The sequence below is a fragment of the Brevundimonas sp. genome, from assembly GCF_031082345.1.
Taxonomy (GTDB): Bacteria; Pseudomonadota; Alphaproteobacteria; order Caulobacterales; family Caulobacteraceae; genus Brevundimonas.
In genome coordinates, this window is record NZ_JAVHLH010000321.1 from 1 (window position 1) to 2,794 (window position 2,794).

At 70.3% G+C, this 2,794-nt stretch carries 4 protein-coding genes; all 4 read right to left on the reverse strand.

Annotation, left to right across the window (positions count from 1 at the left end; all coding sequences use genetic code 11):
• A partial coding sequence (locus RDU12_RS14695) for a hypothetical protein (protein ID WP_308685369.1) occupies nt 1-469 on the reverse strand: 469 nt, incomplete at its 3' end.
• A 124-nt stretch (nt 470-593) separates the two neighbouring features.
• Nucleotides 594-1,826 (reverse strand): argininosuccinate synthase, encoded by a 1,233-nt coding sequence (locus tag RDU12_RS14700; protein ID WP_300292627.1) that lies wholly within the window; start codon nt 1,824-1,826, stop codon nt 594-596.
• Nucleotides 1,827-1,922: 96 nt separating this feature from the next.
• Complete coding sequence (locus RDU12_RS14705; protein ID WP_308685372.1) at nt 1,923-2,204, reverse strand: hypothetical protein; 282 nt, start codon at nt 2,202-2,204, stop codon at nt 1,923-1,925.
• Nucleotides 2,205-2,269: 65 nt separating this feature from the next.
• The coding region (locus RDU12_RS14710) for a M48 family metalloprotease (protein WP_308685374.1) at nt 2,270-2,794 on the reverse strand (525 nt) is incomplete at its 5' end.

Sequence of the window (2,794 nt, forward strand, 5' to 3'; positions counted from 1 at the left end):
CGGCGGGCGCGGCCGCGGCGGCGGCGGCGGCGGCGGCGGCCGCCTGTTCGACCTCACCGCGGACCATGGCGGGCACGCCCTTGATCATCGGGACGAGGTTCGCCGCGACCTCGGCCATCTCGGCCTTCTCCGCCTCGGTGGCGGTCGCCGCCTTGGCTTCCAGGAAGGCCAGAAGCTCGGCGCTGAAGGCGTCGGCCTCCGGCTGGTATTGCGCGACGATGGCGTCCAGCGCGGCGCTGGCGGCCGCCTGGTCGCCCGCCGCGGCGGTGAGGGCCGCCTGCATTTCGCCGCCCATGGCCTGCATGCGCGCCTGGAAGGCCTCGCCCCGGGCTTCCATCGCGGCTTCGGCCGGATCGACGGCTGCGGCGGCCGGCGGGGCGGCGGGGGCCGGAGCCGGGGCCTCCTGGGCGACGGCGGGGGCCGCGAAGGCGAGAACGGCGGAGGCGGCGAGGATGGTGCGAAGGGTCATGAAAGGATCCTGAGGCTTCGAAAGGAGCCCGACCTTGCCGGAAAGTCGGCGCCAAACCTAGGCGGGGGAGCGACCATTTAATGCGAAAGCGGCGCCGTGGGGGGCGCGACGAGGCGGCTCGAACTCAGTCCTCGCCGCGCTGGTCCCGCTTGCCCAGCACGCGCAGGCGCAGGGCGTTCAGCTTGATGAAGCCGGCGGCGTCCTTCTGGTCGTAGGCCACGGCCCCGTCCTCGAAGGTGACCAGTTCCTGGTCGTACAGGCTGTTCGCGCTCTCGCGACCGATGACGGCGGCGTTGCCCTTGTAGAGCTTCACCCGCACCGTGCCCGACACCTTCGCCTGCGAATGGTCGATGGCCGCCTGCAGCATCTCGCGCTCGGGCGAGAACCAGAAGCCGTTGTAGATCAGGTGGGCGTATTTGACCGCCAGTTCGTCCTTCAGATGCATGGCCCCGCCGTCGAGGGTGATCGACTCCATGCCGCGGTGGGCGGCCAGCAGGATGGTCCCGCCCGGGGTCTCGTAGACGCCGCGCGACTTCATGCCGACGAAGCGGTTCTCGACCAGATCGAGCCGGCCGACGCCGTTGTCGTGGCCGTACTGGTTCAGGGCGGTCAGCAGGGTCGCCGGGCTCATGGCCTCGCCGTTGATCGAGACCGCGTCGCCCTTTTCGAAGCCGATGGTGATGACGGTGGCGACGTCCGGCGCGTCCTCCGGCGACAGGGTGCGCTGGTGCACGAATTCGGGGGCCTCGACCGCCGGGTCCTCCAGCACCTTGCCCTCGCTGGACGAGTGCAGAAGGTTGGCGTCAACGCTGAACGGGGCCTCGCCGCGCTTGTCCTTGGCGATCGGGATCTGGTGCTTCTCGGCGAAGTCGAGCAGGTGTTCGCGCGACTTGAAGTCCCATTCGCGCCACGGCGCGATGACGCGGATGTCGGGCTCCAGCGCATAGTAGCCCAGCTCGAAGCGGACCTGGTCGTTGCCCTTGCCGGTGGCCCCGTGACAGACGGCGTCGGCGCCGACCTGGCGGGCGATCTCGATCTGGCGCTTGGCGATCAGCGGCCGGGCGATCGAGGTGCCGAGCAGATACTGGCCCTCATAGACGGCGTTGGCCCGGAACATCGGGAAGACGTAGTCCCGCACGAACTCCTCGCGCAGGTCGTCGATGAAGATGTTCTCTTCCTTGATGCCCAGCTTCAGCGCCTTCTCGCGCGCCGGCGCCAGCTCCTCGCCCTGGCCGAGGTCGGCGGTGAAGGTCACCACCTCCGCCCCGTATTCGGTCTGCAGCCATTTGAGGATGATCGAGGTGTCGAGGCCGCCGGAGTAGGCGAGCACGACTTTCCTGGGCGCGGACTGGGTCATGGAGGGTCCTTCACGGAACGCGGGGAGGCGTTGGGCGTATGGGCGCGCTTAAAGGACCAGACGCCCCGCGATGCAAGGGCGGGAATGGGGCGGCCGTCAGAGGATCGGAGACGCGCGCCGGCGCCGGCGGAGGGCCATCGCGTTCCGCCACAGAAGTCGGGCGCCGACGCGCATGACCTGGATGCTCAGGAGCAGCAGGCCAAGGGCGGACAGCGAGTCCCAGACAAGCACCGACCGGAGGTCGGCCGTCCAGGTCGCCCACTGCGCCACCGTCTGCCAGACCAGGACGCCCGGAATGACCGCCCCGAGGAGAGTGATCATGGCGCCGTTCAGCATTCCGGCGGCGAGGTCTTCGAGGGGCTCAGGCTCTTCGGACATGGCCTCAGCCTAGCATCGGCCGGCCGGGCGGCAAGCGAGGCTCACCTACTCCGGGTCTGGATTTGTCACCCCCACGGCCCCGGCGTCCGGGGCGCCGTGCTGGGCACGCTGGTCGTCGCCGGCCCCGGCGCGACCTCGGCGAAGGCGGCGGCGCGCGGCGCCAGCCCCATCTTCGTCCCGAGATCCATCAGCGCCTTCACCCGGTTGCCGGTGGCCGGATGGGTCGAGAACAGGTTGTCGGCCCCGCGTCCCGCCAGCGGGTTGATGATGAACAGCTGGCCCGAGGCCGGATTGCGCTCGGCGGTGACGTTGACGATCCGCTTCGAATGGCCCTCGATCTTCTGCAGGGCCGAGGCCAGCGAGGCGGGATCGCCGGCGATCTCGGCCCCGACCTTGTCGGCCTCGTATTCCCGGGTGCGGCTGATGGCCATCTGCACCAGGCCCGCCGCCATCGGCGCGAGGATCATCAGGGCCAGGGCGCCGATGAAGCCGCCCGGCCGCTCGTCGTCCTCCCCCCCGCCGCCGAAGAAGAGGGCGAAATTGGCCAGGGCGGCGATGGCGCCGGCGACGGTGGCGGTCACCGTCATGGT